Source organism: Streptosporangium sp. NPDC002607, assembly GCF_053592655.1.
Window position 1 is genome coordinate 1 of sequence record NZ_JBSFWD010000073.1, and the last position, 15,462, is coordinate 15,462.

At 71.0% G+C, this 15,462-nt stretch carries 13 protein-coding genes; 4 read left to right on the forward strand and 9 right to left on the reverse strand.

Going from position 1 to position 15,462, the window contains the following annotated elements; genetic code table 11:
- Positions 1–296: 296 nt before the first annotated feature.
- Genes cydC through ACWD3H_RS42905 form a run of 4 tightly spaced genes read right to left on the reverse strand, consistent with a single transcriptional unit; the run spans position 297 to position 5,643 of the window.
- On the reverse strand, positions 297–2,000 hold the full coding sequence (cydC, locus tag ACWD3H_RS42890; protein WP_451959104.1) for a thiol reductant ABC exporter subunit CydC: 1,704 nt from the start codon (positions 1,998–2,000) through the stop codon (positions 297–299).
- Entirely contained in the window at positions 1,997–3,667 is a 1,671-nt protein-coding gene (gene cydD, locus ACWD3H_RS42895) for a thiol reductant ABC exporter subunit CydD (protein ID WP_451959105.1), read from the reverse strand. The genes cydC and cydD overlap by 4 nt, the downstream gene beginning before the upstream one ends.
- A gap of 16 nt (positions 3,668–3,683) precedes the next feature.
- Positions 3,684–4,451, reverse strand: a complete 768-nt coding sequence (locus ACWD3H_RS42900) for a cytochrome d ubiquinol oxidase subunit II (protein ID WP_355567960.1) — start codon at positions 4,449–4,451, stop codon at positions 3,684–3,686.
- 10 nt (positions 4,452–4,461) lie between these two features.
- On the reverse strand, positions 4,462–5,643 hold the full coding sequence (locus tag ACWD3H_RS42905; RefSeq protein ID WP_451959106.1) for a cytochrome ubiquinol oxidase subunit I: 1,182 nt from the start codon (positions 5,641–5,643) through the stop codon (positions 4,462–4,464).
- 166 nt (positions 5,644–5,809) lie between these two features.
- On the opposite strand from ACWD3H_RS42905, the gene ACWD3H_RS42910 reads away from it, so the two are divergent.
- A complete protein-coding gene (locus ACWD3H_RS42910; protein WP_343966032.1) occupies positions 5,810–6,139 on the forward strand; it encodes a PadR family transcriptional regulator in 330 nt (109 codons plus the stop codon).
- A gap of 18 nt (positions 6,140–6,157) precedes the next feature.
- Here the strand turns inward: ACWD3H_RS42910 and ACWD3H_RS42915 are convergent, their stop codons facing one another.
- Both ACWD3H_RS42915 and ACWD3H_RS42920 read right to left on the reverse strand, forming a co-directional pair.
- The gene (locus ACWD3H_RS42915) at positions 6,158–6,847 is read right to left on the reverse strand and encodes a permease prefix domain 1-containing protein (protein WP_355567953.1); all 690 of its coding nucleotides are present in this window, start codon (positions 6,845–6,847) and stop codon (positions 6,158–6,160) included.
- A gap of 143 nt (positions 6,848–6,990) precedes the next feature.
- Complete coding sequence (locus ACWD3H_RS42920) at positions 6,991–8,052, reverse strand: pentapeptide repeat-containing protein (RefSeq protein ID WP_355625618.1); 1,062 nt, start codon at positions 8,050–8,052, stop codon at positions 6,991–6,993.
- Positions 8,053–8,215: 163 nt separating this feature from the next.
- Between ACWD3H_RS42920 and ACWD3H_RS42925 the strand changes: the two genes are divergently transcribed.
- Entirely contained in the window at positions 8,216–10,585 is a 2,370-nt protein-coding gene (locus ACWD3H_RS42925) for an ExeM/NucH family extracellular endonuclease (RefSeq protein ID WP_451959107.1), read from the forward strand.
- 342 nt (positions 10,586–10,927) lie between these two features.
- On the forward strand, positions 10,928–11,299 hold the full coding sequence (gene trxA / locus ACWD3H_RS42930; protein ID WP_030908921.1) for a thioredoxin: 372 nt from the start codon (positions 10,928–10,930) through the stop codon (positions 11,297–11,299).
- A 143-nt stretch (positions 11,300–11,442) separates the two neighbouring features.
- Here the strand turns inward: trxA and ACWD3H_RS42935 are convergent, their stop codons facing one another.
- Both ACWD3H_RS42935 and ACWD3H_RS42940 read right to left on the reverse strand, forming a co-directional pair.
- The gene (locus ACWD3H_RS42935; RefSeq protein WP_451959108.1) at positions 11,443–12,774 is read right to left on the reverse strand and encodes a class II 3-deoxy-7-phosphoheptulonate synthase; all 1,332 of its coding nucleotides are present in this window, start codon (positions 12,772–12,774) and stop codon (positions 11,443–11,445) included.
- A 65-nt stretch (positions 12,775–12,839) separates the two neighbouring features.
- Positions 12,840–14,057, reverse strand: coding sequence for an FAD-dependent oxidoreductase (locus ACWD3H_RS42940; RefSeq protein WP_355567140.1), 1,218 nt, complete (start codon positions 14,055–14,057; stop codon positions 12,840–12,842).
- A 108-nt stretch (positions 14,058–14,165) separates the two neighbouring features.
- On the opposite strand from ACWD3H_RS42940, the gene ACWD3H_RS42945 reads away from it, so the two are divergent.
- Complete coding sequence (locus ACWD3H_RS42945) at positions 14,166–14,702, forward strand: GNAT family N-acetyltransferase (protein WP_451959109.1); 537 nt, start codon at positions 14,166–14,168, stop codon at positions 14,700–14,702.
- On the opposite strand, the gene ACWD3H_RS42950 is transcribed toward ACWD3H_RS42945, so the two are convergent.
- Complete coding sequence (locus ACWD3H_RS42950; RefSeq protein WP_350930381.1) at positions 14,684–15,421, reverse strand: GntR family transcriptional regulator; 738 nt, start codon at positions 15,419–15,421, stop codon at positions 14,684–14,686. The two genes, ACWD3H_RS42945 and ACWD3H_RS42950, sit on opposite strands and share 19 nt — an antisense overlap.
- Positions 15,422–15,462: the final 41 nt, after the last annotated feature.

The window sequence follows — 15,462 nt, forward strand, 5'->3', positions numbered from 1 at the left end:
TCGCGCAGCTGCGGCAGCCAGCGCTCGCGGAAGAACGACGCCCACCGCCGAGGAGGTCTGGCGGTGACGGCCATCAGCAGGTCGTTGTGGGTATCCGCGACGACGGCGCGGTGGTGGAGCTCAACGGACACGTGCCAGCCCTCCGATGCGTGGTTACCGCGACGGTATGACAGGTTGGGGGTGGCGGAATTCGTCCGGTTTTCCTAATAGCGGTGAGTTGTTCGTCCATTCGGCCAAGATCACTTGTTTCGCCCCCGGCCGGAGACGATTGGGACGGTGTGCAGGTGACCAAGGCGTCACCGGCAGGCGGTCAGCGCCTCGGAGTGCCACAGGTCGCGGTAGTAGCCGGGGGAGGAGACCAGCTCCTGGTGGCTGCCCCGCTGCGTCACCGAGCCGTTCTCCAGCACGACGATCTCGTCCACCCGCTCCAGCCCGCGCAGGCGGTGGGTGACGAGCAGCGTCGTGTGGCCGCGGGTGGCGTCCAGCAGGTCGGCCATGAGCGCGTCCGCCGTCGTCTCGTCCAGTGCCTCGGCGGGCTCGTCCAGCAGCAGCACCGGAGGGTCGTTCAGCAGCGCCCGGGCCAGTGCCAGCCGCTGCAGCTGCCCACCGGACACCGTCCGCCCGTCCTCCCCGAGGACGGCGTCCCAGCCGGTCCGCTCCACCCAGCGTTCCAGGCGCGCCCGCCGCAGGGCCTCGGTGAGCTCCTCGTCCGAGGCCTCGGGGCCCGCCAGCCGCAGGTTGTCCCGTACCGAGGCCTGGAACACGTACGGGTCCTGCGTCAGCCCGGTCATCACCCGCCGGACGTCGTCGGACGCCAGTTCCCGGACGTCCACCCCGCTGACCCTGATCGTCCCCGACTCGGGCTCGACCAGGCGCATCAGGGCGGACAGCAGGGTGCTCTTGCCGGCACCGCTGGGGCCGACCAGGGCGACCCGCCTGCCGGGAGTGAGGGTGAGGCTGACCCCGTCCAGCGCGGGGGCACGGCCGGCGCCGTGCCGGACCACCAGGTCCTTGATCTCAATGGTCGGCGCCCCGGCGGGCACCTCGACCGCGGTGGCCGGCTCCGCCACCGCCGGAGCGGTCGCGCCGACCTCCCGCAGGCGGCGCAGGGCGGCGAGCACCCCGGTCAGCCGCTCGGCGGCCGAGGCCATCGGCAGCACCGGCTCGAAGGAGACCAGCGAGGTCAGCGCGAGCACCGCGGTGGCCACGGAGCCCGCCCCGGAGCTCTGCGCCACCAGGACGATCGCCGCCACGGTCAGGCCCTGGGTGAGCACGCCCAGGGCGGAGGCCACCGCGTTCGCCCGTGCCTGCCGGCGCTCCAGCGCCGCCAGCCGGGTGTCGGCCTCGGCGGCGGCGGCCAGAGCCCGCTCGTTCGCCCCGTAGGCGGCCAGGTCGGCCGCGCCGTGCACCAGGTCGGCGACCCGGGCCGCCAGGTCGGCCCGTGCGGGGGCGATCCGCGCCGACCAGCGCCGTGCGGCGGTGGCCGTGCCCGCGGGGATCAGTACCCCGGCCACCAGCAGCCCGGCCAGCAGCACCAGCGCCGCGGCCGGGAGCAGGAACAGCCCGATCACCATCGCGGCCACACCGGTGATCAGCGCCGCGGCGGCGGGAAGCAGGCATCGTACGAGCAGGTCCTGCACCGCGTCGGTGTCGTCGACCATGCGGCTGAGCAGGTCGGCCCCCCGCTGGTTCAGCGGTCGTGCGGGGACGAGCGCCTGGTAGAGCCGCTCCCTGGTCGTCGCCTGGGCTCGCAGCGCCACGTCGTGTCCGGCCAGCCGCTCCCCGTACCGGAAGACCCCCTTGGTCGTCGCGAACACCCTGACCCCGACGATCGCCACGCTCAGTGCCGCCAGCGGCGGCTGTTCGGCGGCCCTGGTGATGAGCCACCCGGCGGACCCGATCAGCCCGAGCCCGGCCAGCTCGGCCGCCGCCCCCGCCGCCACGGCAAGGGTCATCCGCCCGCGCGTCCTGCCTGCCGGGACCTCGTTGACATCGGTCATGGGGAGGCGATCTCCTCTCGCGTCCCGGCCACCACGCGGCCGTCGGCGATCCGGATCACCCGGTCGGCCAGCTCGATCATCGCGGGCCGGTGGGCGACGATCACGGCGGTGCGGCCCTCGGCGAGGTCGCGGGTCGCGCTGACGACCGCGCTCTCGCTGCGGCCGTCGAGCCGCGCGGTCGGCTCGTCCAGCAGGAGCAGTCCGGCTCCTGGGCGGCAGAACGCGCGGGCGAGCGCGACCCGCTGCCGCTGCCCGGCCGACAGGTTCGTCCCGCGCTCGCCGAGCACCGTGTCGTAGCCCTCGGGCAGCGCCAGGATGAACTCCTCCGCCTGCGCGGCCCGTGCCGCGGCCCTGACCTCGTCGATCGTCGCGCCGGGGGCGCCGAGCCTGATGTTGTCGGCCACCGAGGTGGCGAAGAGGTGCGGGCGCTGGGGTACGAACGCCAGGCGCGCCCGCCAGGGGTCGTGGTCGCCGATCTCGGTGCCGTCGACGAGCACCCGGCCCTCGGCAGGGGTGACGAAGCCGAGCAGCAGGTGGAGCAGGGTGCTCTTGCCCGCGCCGCTCTCGCCGACCAGGGCCACTCGCTCGCCGGGGGCGATCACCAGTGACACGTCCTCCAGTGCGGCCTCCGCACGGCCCGGGTAGCGCACCGTGACATGCTCCAGCCGGATCTCCGGCGCCGTCGTCGCTCCGGGGCCCGGGTGCCCGGCGGCGGGCGCGCCACGCGGAGCCTCCGCGTGGCCGTCGAGCACGGCGAACGCCTCGTCGGCGGCGGCGACGCCCTCCATCGCCGCGTGGAACCTGCTGCCCATGTTGCGCAGCGGCAGGTACGCCTCGGGCGCCAGGAGCAGGACCAGCAGCGCGGTCGACAGGTCAAGGGAGCCCGACAGCAGCCGCAGGCCCACCGGCACGGCGACCAGGGCCAGTGAGAGCGACGCGGCCAGCTCCAGCACCAGCGAGGACAGGAAGGCCACCCGCAGCGTGCGCATCGTCGCGACCCGGTGGGCGTCGGCCACCCGCTGGATCACCTCGGCCTGGTAGCGGGCCCGGCCGAAGGCGCGCAGCGTGGGAAGGCCCCGGACCACGTCCAGGAAGTGCCCGCCGAGGCGGGACAGGGCCCTCCACTGGCGTTCGGTGACGGCCTTGGTGTGCATGCCGACCAGCGCCCCGAAGATCGGGATGAGCGGCAGCGTGACCAGCACGATCACCGCGCTGGCCAGGTCGGCGGTGAAAAGCCGGACGAGCACCGCGATCGGCACGACGCCCGCGACCGCCACCGCGGGCAGGTAGCCCGACAGATAGGGGTCGAGGGCGTCCAGACCGCGGCCGGTCAGCGTCACCAGCTCTCCCGAACGCACCGAGGCCGGCCTGGCGGGGCCGGCTTCCTGCAGCCGCGCCAGCAGGCGGTGGCGCAGGGTGGACTTCACCCCGCTGCTCATCCGCCCGGCGGCCGTTCCCTGCACCAGGGTGAGCAGCCCCCGGGCGCCGACGACCAGGGCCAGCAGGATCAGGGCCGGGGCCGCGAACCGCCCGGACAGCACCCCGGCGAGCAGCTCAGCCTGGAGGAGGATGAGCAACCCGGCCAGGACGGCGGCGGCCAGGCACACGGCCAGATGACGGCGGACGGCCCGCTCACCCAACGCCAGCCGTACCAGATCCTTGTGCATGCCAACCCTAGAGACCTCAGAAGAACGACGGAACCCGACCGGCGGCACGCCCGGGGCCGAACGCCCGCCACACCCATACTTGCGCACCCACCATGATCGGTGCGAACGGCAGAATCATGACACTCAGCACACTTAACGTACCGGCGGGTGCCATATGGTCCAGAAGCCAGGGGGCGAGCACGGCGAGCAGCGCCGCGACGGGCGCGGCCGCGGCGCACGCCGAGCCCAGGAGCGCCCACCCGGTGCGGCGCGCCCCGGTCATCCGCTCGGGCAGCCGCCAGGAGAGGAACGTCCAGCCGTGCAGGGCGAACAGCGCGGCCATCACCAGGGCGCCCGCCAGCCCGAGCAGGCTGATCGTCGGTCCCGACAGGCCGCCGGCCAGCGCGACCAGTGCCATGCCCCAGCTCAGTGCCAGGCCGCAGGAGCCGGCACAGATCGCCCAGTCCCAGGTCGTACGCCATGCGCTCCCGTCGGCACGGCGGCGGAACCAGAGCCCGGCGTCGCGCAGGATCCACGACACCAGCAGCAGCACCACCAGCGGGTAGAGGCCGAACAGCACCTCTCCCTCGATCGCGGGGAAGGCGCCGAACAGCACGCCCGCCACGGCCACCAGCCACACCTCGCCCGCCAGGACGAACGGCGCCATGGCGGTGACGATCTCGTCCCTGTCCCGTTGCGTCCTGCCGAGCACGGGCAGCAGCATGCCCACCCCGATGTCGAAGCCCTCCAGGGCGAAGTAGCCGATCAGCAGGAGGGCGAACACGCCCAGCCAGAGGATGTCCACGATCGGCTCCCTAGTAGCTGAGCGCGTGCGCGCGCTCGTTGGGGTCGGCGGGGGCGCTCGCGCCGAGGGTGGCGGCGGCGGGCCCGCGCCGTACGGTACGGGCGATCAGCAGGTAGTCGACGAGCGCGAGCAGGCCGAGCACGCCGCCGAAGGCGATGAGCGAGACGGTGACCATCCCCGAGGTCAGCCCGGGGGACATGGCGTCGGCGACGGTGAGCCTGCCATTGATCATCCAGGGCTGCCGCCCCGACTCCCTGGTCAGCCAGCCGAGGATCGCCGCCAGGAAGGGCAGCGGGGTCATCGCCATCAGCAGGGGGTGCGCCCAACGCCAGCGCGGCAGCCAGTACACGGTCGGCGCCAGCACGAACATGATGAGGGCCTGGAACAGCTGACCAATCATGATCATGAAGCCGAGTCCGGTGCCGGCCAGGGCGCCGTCGAACTTGTCCGGCTGGAACTGGGAGATCGGGTCGAACTGCGCGTAGCCGAAACCGACCGTGATCAGTGAGCCGACCAGCGAGACGATCACTCCGGTACGGAGCGAGCTCGTGAAGAACTCCCGCTCGGCGGTGCGCCTGAACAGCTGGTACGCGCTGGCCCCCAGCATCACGAAACCACCGGTCCACAGGCCCGCGCCGAGCACGTGCGGCAGCGCCATGGTCAGCATCGGGTTGGTGAGCAGCGCGCCGAAGTCGGTCAGCACCAGGTGGCCGTCCCGCTCCACGGCCCCGGCGGGGTTCTGCAGGAACGAGTTGGCCACCATGATCCAGAGGGCGGAGACATAGGCGGTCAGCGTCACCACCCAGATGCACGCCAGATGGAGCCATTTGGGCAGCCGGTGCCAGCCGAAGATCCACAGACCCAGGAAGGTGGACTCCAGGAAGAACGCGCCGAGCGTCTCGATCGCGAGCGGTGCCCCGAAGACATCGCCGGCGTAGTGCGAGAGACCACTCCAGTTCATGCCGAACTGGAACTCCATCACCAGCCCGGTGAGGATGCCGAGCGCGTAGTTGATCACATAGATCTGGCCCCAGAAGCGGGTCGCCCGCTCGTGGACCGGCCTGCCGGTGATGGCGTAGCGGGTGTGCATGATCGCGATCAGGGGGGCCAGGCCCAGGGTCAGCACGACGAACAGGAAGTGAAGACTTCCCGTCACGGCGAACTGCGTCCGGGCCAGGTCGAGCACGTCCACACTCTCACCTCCGTTGTTATGTCTGTCTACCTATAGGCACTCTACATGTAGGACGCCTACATGTAGCATGCCTATGCGAAAGGTAGGCTGACGACGTGAGTGAGCGAAGCGAACGGGCCGCCGGGGGCGGCGACGAGGGATCCGCCCGGCCCGCGGAGGCGATCGCGTGAACACCGACGCGCTCCGCGGCCACATGGACGCCCTGCTGCTCTCCGTGCTGGAGCACGAACCGCTGCACGGCTACGCGATCATCGAGGCGCTCCAGGCGCGCAGCGGCGGCGCGCTGAACGTGCCGACGGGCACGGTCTACCCGGCGCTGCGCCGGCTGGAGCAGGCGGGATACCTGGCCAGCGAGTGGGCCACGGTGGGCGGGCGCAAGCGGCGCACCTACCGGCTGACCTCCTCAGGGCGCACGGCCCTCGCCGGCGAGCGCTCCGCCTGGCAGCGGTTCGCCGGAGCCATCGGCAGTGTCCTGGAGCCGCGGACCACCCGCTGACCCCCGGCGGGGCGGGGACTATGCGCAGGCGGGGACGGGGCCGCGGCGGGTGAGGCTCAGGCATTTGAAGGCGCCGTAGAGCTGCAGGCCCCAGAACAGGAAGCTCACCAGCGCCACGCCGGCCCCCGGTGGGTAGTCGCCGAAGTCGGCCGGCCCGTTGGAGCCGAACATCAGTGCCCCGGTCAGCGCGAGCAGGACCGGCAGCATCGCCCAGACGAGCAGGCCCAGGAACCGGGTGACGAGCCGCGGCTGCCTGATCCTGCGCAGCCCCCGGCCCAGCGCGAACAGCGCGACCCCGCCGAGCACGCCGATCAGCATCTGAAGGATGTCCAGCCCCCGGGCGACCGGGACGAACCAGTCGGGCCTGGTCTCGTACACCGTCGGAGCGGCAGGAAAGATCTTCCAGATCACGCTCCACATGACCGTGGTGAGCGGCACGGTGATGAACAGCACGGTGGCCAGCCTGCGGCCCGCCGCGATGAACAGCTCCTCCTGGTAGCCCGGCGCGATCTCACCGATCGTCCCGAACTCCTCGACCGCGGTCCGCTCGGCCTCCTCGCGCCCCAGGCCGTCGCCCTCCAGCGCCTCGGCGGTGTCGAGCAGGCTGTCGCGGGCCTCGGTGATCATGTCAAGCCTGGGTCCCCTGGGACCTCGGAGAGCGCGGCTGAGCCCGGTCACGTAGTCGTCGATGACCCCGCTGCCTGCCATGGTGCTCTCCAGATGCTCTCCAGCGGCCCGATCCCCGTTCAGGGTACGGGTCTCCCATCCTGGTCGCCCGTCCGGGACTCCGCATCGGGGACCACCCTGAGAAGACCCGGAGCCGGCACACGTTCGGATCCCGTGGGGGCGTCTCAGCCGTGGTCCGGGGCGCGCCGCAGGGGCCACCAGCGCAGCCGGGGCCATGGCCTGCGCGGGACGACGGCGAGCGCGCAGCCGCTCAGCCGGAGACCCTCGGGGTGGCGCATTCCGGTGAAGAGGCAGGTGCTGAGGTCCAGGTCGGAGAGTTCCAGCTGCTCGGCGTCCACCTCGTGCAGCGAGGTCACCCGGGCGCCGTCCCGGCCCCGCACCGTGGCCGGGCCGCGCAGGGTCGCTCCCTCCAGGTCGGCCCGCGCGTTGTCGAGCCGGACGGTCAGCCGCCCGCCCACCTCCAGCCGCCGCAGGTCCACCGAGCATCCGCCGGTGGTCACGTCAAGACCCTTGCCCGCCCAGGCCCCGGCGAGGGTCAGGTGGCGGCCGACCGAGATCGGGGCCAGGTAGCCGCCCGCCGAGAAACGGGCCCCGTCGAACCCGGCCAGCCCACCGAAGCTCGTCTTGCGAAACGACACGGTACGGCGGAACCTGCAGCCCCTCAGGGTCGCGTCGCCGGTGAATCCGGTGCCGTCGAAGGTGACGAAACCATGGAAGTCGGCCTGCTCGAAGGACGCGGTCCGGTCGAAAAGCGCTCCTCCGAACAGTGCGTCGCCGTCGATGGACACCCGGTCGAAGGCCGCGTGCCCGGTGATGGCGACACCGTGCAGGGAGAGTTCCCGATCGAACCTGACCTCCCTGAAGGAGACGTTGCGGGCGAACCTGGCGTTGAAGAACGAGGCGAGGCGCTGGAAACGCGCGTGGTCGAAGGAGACGTCCCCGCCGAACACGATGTCGCAGAACCGCACGCTCTCGGGAAAGGTCGCCCAGTCGAACCGAGCCCGGCCCAGGCGCCCGCGGGTCGCGGAGAGGATCCGCTCCAGCAGGTCCTGGCCGACGACGGTGGCCCGCAGGTCGATCGCGGAACCGGGGGAGAGGCCGCGGACGACCTCGTCGAGTTCGGTGGCGTCCAGATGGGCCAGGCAGCGCCCGTAGGGCTGCCGCGCGGATCCGGCGCACTCCAGGGAGGCGGCGCAGGTGTCCCAACCCATGTCCAGAGTTCTCATAACCGCAGTGATACCCGCAGGCGCCAAGGCAAGCGACTTCTAGGTCAAGGAAAGCCATATCTGACCGGGCTGGATAGACATGAAGTGTCAAGATTCTTGAATTCGCCTTATATCCACTTATGGGTTGATGTCCTGGAATCCATCCAGCTCTACGCTCCCGGTCATGCGTGCTTTATCCCGGGCGTTCGCCGCCCTCGTGACCGTCGGCCTCGCCGCCACCGGCGTCGCGACCCTCGTCTCATCCCCGGCCCTGGCGGAGCCGGGCACCGTCGTCATCAGCCAGGTCTACGGTGGTGGCGGTAGCACCGGCGCGCCACTCACCAACGACTATGTCGAGCTGTTCAACCGCAGCGCCGCACCCGTGGTACTGGACGGCTGGTCCGTCCAGTACGCCAGCGCCACCGGCACCGGAAACTTCGCCGCCAACCCGGTCGTCCCCCTGGCGGGTACGCTCGCGCCAGGTCAGTACCATCTCCTCCAGCTGGCCGGCGGCGCCAACGGTTCACCGCTGCCCGCCCCGGACGGCACCGGGACGATCAACCTGAGCGGCTCCGCGGGCAAGGTGGCCCTTGTCCGCTCGGCCCAGGGCCTGGCGTGCAACGGCGGCTCGGTCCCGTGCGCCCCGGAGCAGACGGCGCTGATCGCCGACCTGATCGGCTACGGCACCGCCAACTACTTCGAGGGCACCGCGGCCCCCGGGCTCTCGGTCACCACGGCGGGGCTGCGCAAGGACCACGGCTGCGCCGACACCGACGACAACGGTGCCGACGTGGAGGCCGCGGCCCCCGCGCCGCGCAACCGGGCCACCGACGCCGCGCCGTGCGGCGACGTCGAGCCCACGCCCACGCCGACCCCGACCCCCACCCCGACCGTGGAACCCACGGTGGAGCCCACGCCGACCCCCACCCCGACGGGGGAGCCGTGTGAGGTCCCGGTCACCCACCAGATCGCCCAGGTGCAGGGCAGCGGTGACGTCAGCCCGCTGGCCGGCCAGGTCGTCCGCGTCGAGGGCATCGTGACCGCCGACTTCCAGGAGACGAGCCAGCTCAGCGGGTTCTTCTTCCAGGACCCGACCCCGGACGCCGACCCGGCCACCTCCGAGGGCCTGTTCGCCTTCGCCCGCAGCTCCTTCAAGGACGTCAAGGTCGGCGACCGGGTCCTGGTCACCGGCAGGGTCGTGGAGTTCAACGGCTGGACCGAGCTGTCACCGGTCACCGCGGTGGACGTCTGCGGCACGGGCACCATCGCGCCCGCCAAGCAGAGCCTGCCCCGCGCCGAGGGCACGACCTTCGAGTCCGTCGAGAACATGCTCGTCACCTTCCCCGAGCCGCTCACCCTCAGCGACCACTACAACCTGGGCCGGTACGGCGAGATCACCGTCTCCTCCGAGGGACGCATCTTCCAGCCGACCGACCGGCCGGGTGTGACCACGGCCAAGAATGCGCGGCGTAGCCTGCTGGTGGACGACGCCTCCACGGTGGAGAACCCGCCGACGATCCCCTATGCCGACCGGCGCCTCCGCCTGGGGGACACCGCCTTCGGCGTCACCGGCGTCGTGGGGTACGGCTTCGGCAAGTACCGGCTCCAGCCGACCAAGCCGCTCAACTTCCTGCCGCTCAACCCGCGCCTGCCCGCCCCGTTCCCGGTCATCGGCAACGTCAAGGTGGCCAGCTTCAACGCACTCAACTGGTTCACCACCCTCCGCTCGCGCGGCGCGAGCAGTCCTGAGGAGCAGAAGCGCCAGCTCACCAAGCTGGTCGCCGCGCTCAAGGGGGTCAACGCCGACGTCGTCGGCCTCATGGAGATCCAGAACAACGGCCAGACCGCGATTCAGGCCCTGGTCGACGCGCTCAACGCCGAGGTCGGCGCGGGTACCTACGCGGCGCTCAGCCACCCCTACCCGGGCACCGACGTGATCCAGGTGGCGATGATCTACAAGCCGGCCAGGATCCAGCTGGTGGGCGCGGCGCAGTCCTCCACCGACCCGGTCTTCCGGCGGCCCCCGCTGATCCAGACCTTCCGCCGGGTCCAGGGCGGTAAGTCCTTCACCGTGCTGGTCAACCACTACAAGTCCAAGGGCTGCGACGAGGAGGCCGTGGGCCCCGACGCCGACCAGGGCGACGGGCAGAGCTGCTACAACGGCGAGCGCGTACGCCAGGCACAGGCCACGCTGGGTCTGATCAAGGACCTGAAGCTGACCAACCCGATGGTGCTCGGCGACCTCAACGCCTACGGCGAGGAGGACCCGATGGACGTCCTGGAGGCCGGTGGCCTCAGCAGCACGACCAAGAGGTTCGTCCCCGAGCCGCTGCGCTACAGCTACCTGTACGAGGGCCAGCTCGGCGAGCTGGACCACGCCCTGGTCGGGAAGGACCTGCTCAAGCGGGTGACCAGCGCGACGATCTGGCACATCAACTCCGATGAGAGCCGGATCTACGACTACAACCTCGAGTACAACCCGCCGGGCCTGTACAAGCCCGACGCCTTCCGCGCCTCCGACCACGACCCTGTGATCGTCGGCCTCACCCTGTAGGCCAACCCCCGCAGGCCGACAAGGGCTGACAGACGGTGGCCCGGTGCCGATCGGCACCGGGCCATCGCCCGTTCTCCCCCGGCAGGCCGCCAGGCCGGCGAGCCGGGCAGCTCCGCGACGACCGAGGAAACGATCATGGGGGCACCCAGGCCGGGGCGGCCGATGTTTTCGCCGGGCCGGTGAACACCGGGGACGCGGTGAGCCCGGGTCCCGTGGCCCCCACGGGCGGCGGCCTCCCAGGTCACCCGGTTCGAGGGGGACGGAGGCCGACGGGATGGAATGCTCGTGGACGGGAAGTGGTTATGCCAGCCATACAGATGTGAACGACAGAAGGAGCCAACGGTGGCCACCATCGAGGTAACCGAGAAGAACTTCAACGACATCGCCGATGAGGGGATCGTCCTGCTGGACTTCTGGGCGGCCTGGTGCGGACCGTGCCGCACCTTCGGGCCGATTTTCGAGAAGTCCTCCGCGAAGCACACGGACATCAAGTTCGGCAAGATCGACACCGAGGCCGAGCAGGCCCTCGCCCAGGGATTCGAGATCACGTCGATCCCGACGATCATGGCCATCCGGGACGGCATCGTCGTCTTCGCCCAGCCGGGCGCGTTGCCCGAGCCCGCTCTCGAGGACCTCATCGGTCAGGTCCGCGCACTCGACATGGACGCGATCCGCGCCGAGCTCGCCAACGAGCTCGGTGTCCAGAAGGGCTGACACGGACCGGGCCTTCGTACGCTCGGGGATCGCCTCCGCGAACCTGTGAGCCCCTGCGCGGATTCTCGATCGTTCGCGTGGAGCCGGACCCCCGCGCGGCCCGGGCCCCTTCAAAGGGGCCCGGGCCGCGAGGGGAGCGGGTGTCAGACCGAGCGGTAGAGCTCGGCCACCCGGAAGGCCAGGTCGAGCGACTGGCCGCGGTTGAGACGCGGGTCGCAGGCCGTCTCGTAGCGCCGGGCCAGGTCGTCCTCGACGATCTCGGCACCGCCGCCCACGCACTCGGTGACGTCGTCGCCGGTGAACTCGATGTGGACGCCGCCCGGGTGGGTGCCGAGCGCGCGGTGCACCTCGAAGAAGCCCGCCACCTCATTCAGGACGTCGTCCAGGCGGCGGGTCTTGTGGCCGCTGGGCGCCTCGAAGGTGTTGCCGTGCATGGGGTCGCAGATCCACGCCACCTGGGCGCCGCTCGCGGTCACCTTCTCCACCAGCTCGGGAAGGTGGTCACGGATCTTCGACGCGCCCATCCGGGTGATGAAGGTCAGCCGCCCCGCCTCGTTGTCGGGGTTGAGCTTCTCGATCAGCGCGAGGGCGTCCTCGGCGCTGGTCGCCGGGCCGAGCTTGACGCCGATCGGGTTGCGGATGCTGGCGAAGAACTCGACGTGCGCGCCGTCGAGCTGGCGGGTGCGCTCGCCGATCCAGACCATGTGCGCCGAGACGTCGTACGGCTGGCCGGTCCGCGAGTCGATCCGGGTGAGCGCTTGATCGTAGTCGAGGATCAGCGCCTCGTGCGAGGAGTAGAACTCCACGGTGTGGAACTCCTCGGGCTCCGCCCCGCAGGCGCGCATGAAGGCCAGCGCCTGGTCGATCTCGCGGGCGAGCTGCTCGTAGCGCTTGCCGGCCGGGGACTCGCCCACGAAGTCCTGGTTCCAGGCGTGCACCTGGCGCAGGTCGGCGTAGCCGCCCTTGGTGAAGGCACGGACCAGGTTGAGCGTCACTGCGGAGGAGTGGTAGGCGCGCAGCAGCCGCCCCGGGTCGGGGATGCGGGAGTCGGCGGTGAAGTCGAAGCCGTTGACCATGTCGCCCCGGTAGGCGGGCAGCTCGACGCCGTCACGGATCTCGGTGTTCTTCGAGCGGGGCTTGGCGAACTGCCCGGCCATGCGGCCGATCTTCACCACGGGGACCTTGGCCGCGTAGGTGAGCACGATCGCCATCTGGAGCAGCGTCTTGAGCTTGTTGCGCACGTCGTCGGCGGTGGCGCCGGCGAAGGTCTCGGCGCAGTCTCCGCCCTGCAGGACGAAGGCCTCGCCCCGTGTCACCGCCGCCAGGTCCGCCTTGAGGTTGTCGCACTCGCCCGCGAAGACGAGGGGCGGGAGTCCCTTCAGCTCGGTGACGACCTTGTCCAGCTCGCCGCGGTCAGGCCACACGGGCTGCTGCGCCGCAGGCAGCTGCCGCCAGGAATCGAGGTTGATGCTCACGACATACCAGGCTATTGCAACCGGCTGTGCGAACGGACCCGATTGTCCACATGGTGAGAAGGTCTTTATGCCTGGTGAGACCCCGAGGGGTCGGCGACGTGTTCGGGCAGGACGCCCAGGCCGATGAAGCGTCTGGCCAGCAGGCCCAGCATGGGAAGGCGGGCGACGTCGCGCGGCAGCCGCACCGGGCGGGTGCGCTCGGTCAGCGCCGGCCGGATCAGCCGGTTCTGGACGACGCGCTGGGCGAACTGGGTGATCACGGTGGGCGGGGTGCGCCGCCGCTGGACCCTCGCGAGCAGCGACTCGGGGATCTCGGCCCCGGCGGCGAGCGGTCCGGCCAGCAGGTTCGCGGCGGCGACCGCGTCCTGCACGGCCAGGTTGATGCCGACGCCGAAGACCGGAGACATGGCGTGCGCGGCGTCACCGATGACCAGCAGTCCCGGCCGGTGCCAGCGGCGCAGCCGGTTGAGCGCGACCGACAGCACGCTGACGTCCTCGAAGCCGGACAGCAGCCCTACCCGGTCCGCCAGGAAGGGCAGGAGCCTGGCGACCTGCTCGCGCAGTGCCGCTATCCCCGCCGAGCGCAGTGCCTCGAAGCCGTTCTTGGGGATCACGTAGGCGAGCTGCCAGTAGGTCCCGCGGTTGATCGACACCATCAGGTGGCCCGCCGACACTCGCAGGAACGCCGACTCGGAGTCGGTGGGCTCGCGCGGCAGCCGGAACCAGACCACGTCCATCGGGACCCCGTGCTCCACGGGGACCAGCCCGGCGGCCTCGCGCACGTCGGAGCGGCGGCCGTCGGCGGCCACGGTGAGCGTCGCGCGCAGTTCGTGCTCGCCGGAGGCGTCCCGGTAGCGCACCCCGCGCACCGCGTCGCCTTCGCGGATCACTCCGTGGACCTCGGACTCCATGAGGAGGTGGAAGTTCGGATACCTGGCGGCGGCACTGGTCAGCAGGTCGAGGAACTCCCACTGCGGCACGAAGGCGATGTACTGATATTTGCCTTTAAGCCCTGACAGGTCGGCGATCGGCACCGTGGTGTCGTCGGTCTGGATCTCCAGCCCGTACATCTTGCGGTGGGGGAGCCGGTGAAATTCCTCGGCCAGGCCGAGCTCGTCGAGGATCTGGAGGGTCGACGGATGGATGGTGTCGCCCCTGAAGTCGCGCAGGAAGTCGCCGTGCTTCTCCAGGAGCGTCACCTCGACGCCGGCCCTGGCCAGCAGTAGCGCGAGCATCGCCCCGGCGGGACCGCCCCCGGCGATCACACACGTGTTCCGAGTCATAATTCATCACCCCATGAAATTCTGGCACGGGATGCCGCCGAAGAGAACAGCGGGCGCGCTCTTTTCCTCGCGGGCACGCGGCCGGCCTGGCTGGGCCAAAGTAGGCATATGGCCATTTACCAGACCGAACGCCTCGTCGTTCGCGAGTGGACCCACGACCGTGCCGACCTCGACCGGATCACCGATATCTATACCCGTGACGAGGTCACCCGCTGGCTGCCGCCCCGTGACTTCGAGGCGACGGCGACGGTGGATCGCTGGCACGCCCTGAACCGGCGGGACCGCGGGTTCGGTGTCTGGGCCGTCGAGGTCCGGCGGAGCGGGGTCGCGGCCGGAACCGTTCTGTTCCAGCCGATCGTCGGCGGGGACGGTGAGATCGAGGTGGGCTGGCACCTCCACCCCGACTCGTGGGGGAACGGCTACGCGACCGAGGCCGCCAGGGGGGCCGTGGAACGAGGCTTCGCCTCCGGGATCAAGGAGGTGTACGCCCTCGTCATGCCGGGCAACGACGCCTCCATGGCCGTCTGCCGCAGGCTCGGCATGACCCCGGCCGGACTGACCGGCCGCTTCTACGGCCTCGAACTGGAGATGTTCCGCCTCGGCGCGCCGGCCGGGGTGCCCTCCGGTCAGCGAATGCCGACGTAGAACCGTGTCCGGTCGCTGCGGTGCAGCGCGTAGTAGGCCTCGAACCGTGTGCCGTCGGGCATCCAGGCGACCGACTCGATGCCGAGCAGTGGCGTCGAGGTGGAGACCTCGAGCAGCGCGGCGTCCTCGCGGTTGGGGAAGGCGGCCTCGATCCACCGGTCGGCGGCGGCGGGCTCGATCCCGTAGCGCCGCCGCAGCAGGTCGTACAGTGACTGGTTCTCCAGCACGGCGCGCTCCAGGCCGGGCACCAGGCGGGCGGGCAGGGCGGTGTCGACGAGCAGCCAGGGCTGCCCGTCGACGCGCCGGAGCCTGCGCAGCCTGACCACCTGTTCCCCGGGTGGGATCCGCAGCAGGGCGGCCTCCCGCTCGTCGGCCTCGCCGAGCGACTGGCGGATGGTCCGGGTGGTCACGCGGCGGCCGGACTCCCGCAGGTCGTCGGCGGAGCCGGACATCGACCCGATGAAGTTCAGTTCGGTCTTGCGTGGCGAGACGAAGGCGCCCCGCCCCTTGATCTTATAGATCAGGCCCTGCTGCACGAGCTCGCGCAGGGCCTCCCTGACGACGGTTCGGGAGACCCCGAACATGTCGGTGAGCTCGGCCTCCGACGGCAGCGGCCGGTCCGCGCCGAACTCACCGCTCTCGATGGTCGCCCGCAGTGCGCGCATCAGCTGCATCCACAGCGGCTCCGTTCCGTCGCGGTCGAGGCGCGGATACGTCATCGTCACGGAAACCTCCTCGGGGGGCGTCCAGGAAAGCATTT